This is a genomic window from Synergistaceae bacterium, assembly GCA_017443945.1.
In the GTDB taxonomy this organism is placed as follows: domain Bacteria; phylum Synergistota; class Synergistia; order Synergistales; family Aminobacteriaceae; genus JAFUXM01.
In genome coordinates this window covers 1-2924 of record JAFSXS010000071.1, presented here as the reverse complement: position 1 = coordinate 2924, position 2924 = coordinate 1, and the positions used below count along the sequence as shown (strand labels likewise).

The following is a 2924-nucleotide window of genomic DNA, read 5'->3' as shown; positions in this document are numbered from 1 at the left end:
TAATAAAATCTCGTCTTCCAAGCGCAAATATTTTCTACTTCTCAAGCCGAGCCGACGAAGCAGCAGCCCTTACAGCCGGAAAAATTGACGCATTTGCACTCTCTGAGCCTGAAGCAATGTCCGCCGAGTCAGAAAACAGCAAGTTAACATATATTCGTGAGTATATAAATAAATTCGATTTTGCTTACTGTCTCGCGAAAAATAATAAATTGACTCCTGAACTTAGCAAATTTATAGCTGATTTAGAGTCTAACGGCACTCTTTCAAAATGGCGTGATAAATGGTTCAGAGGCACCGACGAGTCGCAGAAAACTCTTGAAGATTATTCGCAGTTACCAGCCAAAAACGGTGTAATAACATTTGCTCAGGACGGAGCGAGCGCGCCATTTGCATATGTACGCGATAATAGAGTCGTCGGTTATGAGATTGAAATATTAGCTAATTTCTGCAGGGAAAAAGGTTATTCGCTCAAAATTGTTACAATGGATTTAAGCGCGATGATTCCTGCGTTACAGTCCGGAAAATGCGACATTGCCGGCGGAGGTGTTGCCGTTACTCCTGAACGCGCAGAAAAAGTTGACTTCACTACACCCGATTTTAACAGCGGTTCTGTCTTGGTCGTGTTGAAATCGCCTGTTCAGCCTCGCCCCTACGTAAGAGATTTTGACGGTAAAAAAATTGCTCTCTCGTCAGTGTCAATATATGATAAGCTCGTCAAAGAAAGATTAAAGCATTCAGAAATATTATATATGGACAATTACGCGAATCAGATTAAATCACTTATTGACGGGAAAATTGACGCAGTTGTTCGCGATGAACCCGAAGCAATAATGTTAAAAAATTTGTATCCTCAGCTTGTCTACACTCAAGACTATTTAACGAGATATGCTAATGCCTTTATCGCTGCTAAGAATGAACACGGGGACTCACTGCTTGCCGGGCTCAACGAATTTATAAGGCAGTCAGAATCTAACGGCACTCTTCAAAAATTGCGTGATGTCTGGTTTAGTGCTGACGAATCAAAAAAAGTTATGACCGATTACGAGAATTTGCCCGATACTAACGGCGTAATAAAATTTGCTGTAGATATTGAGATCCCGCCTTTTGCATATGTGCGCGATAATAAAATCGTCGGCTATGAAGTTGAAATTATGGCTCGTTTCTGCAAGGAAAAAGGTTATAAGCTCGAAATTGAACCCGTTGATTTCAGCGGCATACTTGCAAGTGTTGTATCAGGAAAATACGATCTCGGCGGCAGTGCAATATCAATAACTGAAGAACGCGCGCAGAATGTGAATTTCTCAGAACCCATTTACAGAGGCGGCGGAGTATTAATCGCGTTAAATAACACTATTAAGCCATTGCCGGGCCTGAAAGATTTTGACGGTAAAAAAATTGCGGTCTCAACGGGAAATATTGCAGATAAAGGCGTTCGCGCTATGCTGCCTAATGCAGAAATTTTCTATATTGAGAGCACAGCAAATCAGGTCGAAGCACTTAATAACGGCAAAGTTGACGCGTTCGGATGTGATGAGCCTCAAGCAATGATTGTTGTAGATTCTCATCCGTCATTAACTTACATTCATGAATATTTGATAAATTACGACAACGCGTTTTTTGCCGCAAAGAATGACAAAGGCTCTGAACTCATTGCAGAATTAAACGAGTTCATAAAGCGTGAAGAATCTAACGGGACTCTCGAAAATTTGCGTGATGTCTGGTTTAGTGCTGACGAGTCAAAAAAGGTCATGACAAATTATGAAAATTTACCGGCTGTTAAAGGTGTTATAAAAATTGCTCTGTGCGGTGAAGCTCCCCCGTATGATTATATGCGTGATAATAAGCTGGCCGGTTATTGTGTTGAAATTCTTGCGCGTTTCTGCAGGGAAAAAGGTTATAAGCCTGAATTTAACGTGATTGATTTTAACGCGATAATACCTGCTGTGCAGTCCGGAAAATGTGATTTAGGCGGCGGGGAGTTCTCGATTACTGCCGAACGTGCGGAAAAAGTTAATTTCTCAGAACCTATTTACAGCGGCGGAAGTGTGTTAGTCATCAAGAAGCCCGGATTAAATATTGAGACAGACTCAAGCACAGACACAAGCGCAAAGTTTCAGGAGATCAAGAATTATTTTGCTGAAATATTGAGTGATTTAGAGTCAAGTTTTGAGCGCACTTTTTTGCGTGAGAACCGCTGGCATTTATTCATTGAAGGCACTATAACGACTCTTATAATTACAGTGCTTGCTATTTTATTCGGGACAATTTTAGGATTTGCTGTTTACATGATGTGCAGGCGCGGAAATATTATCGCAAATTTATTCACGAAATTTTTTGTGTGGCTTCTTCATGGTATGCCTATGGTTGTGCTGTTGATGATTCTTTATTATGTGATATTCAGCAGCGTTTCTATTTCGGGATTGTGGGTTGCTGTAATTGCGTTTACTCTCACGTTCGGAGCTTCTGTCTATGCTATGATTCTTTCGGGTGTAGGAGCGGTCGATAAAGGCCAGACAGAGGCAGCACTCGCACTCGGATTCAGCGATATTAGAACATTCTTCACGGTTATATTGCCTCAAGCTGCGTTACATTTTATGCCGTCGTACAAAGCTGCTGTCGTTGAGTTAATCAAAGCTACTGCAATCGTAGGTTATATCGCTGTTCAGGATTTGACGAAAATGGGAGATATTGTCAGAAGCAGAACTTATGAAGCGTTTTTCCCGTTGATAGCTGTAGCAGTGATTTATTTTATTCTCGCTGGTATATTGAATTTATTCTTTGGGAGGATTCATAATAATTTGAAGCCTGAACGAAGAAAGCCGAGTGATATTTTGCGGGGTATTGACACGAACAAGAAATAAAAATTTGTGTGCTGTACCCATTGTCCGCGCTTACTGGGCGGGGAGGGGGGGCAAGGGGGGACG

Annotated in this window: 1 protein-coding gene; it reads left to right on the top strand. The window is 41.5% G+C overall.

The window, feature by feature from the left end:
• Positions 1-2861, top strand: a 2861-nt coding sequence (locus IJT21_07945; GenBank protein MBQ7578179.1) for a transporter substrate-binding domain-containing protein, incomplete at its 5' end; no start/stop codon positions are given.
• Positions 2862-2924 lie beyond the last annotated feature (63 nt).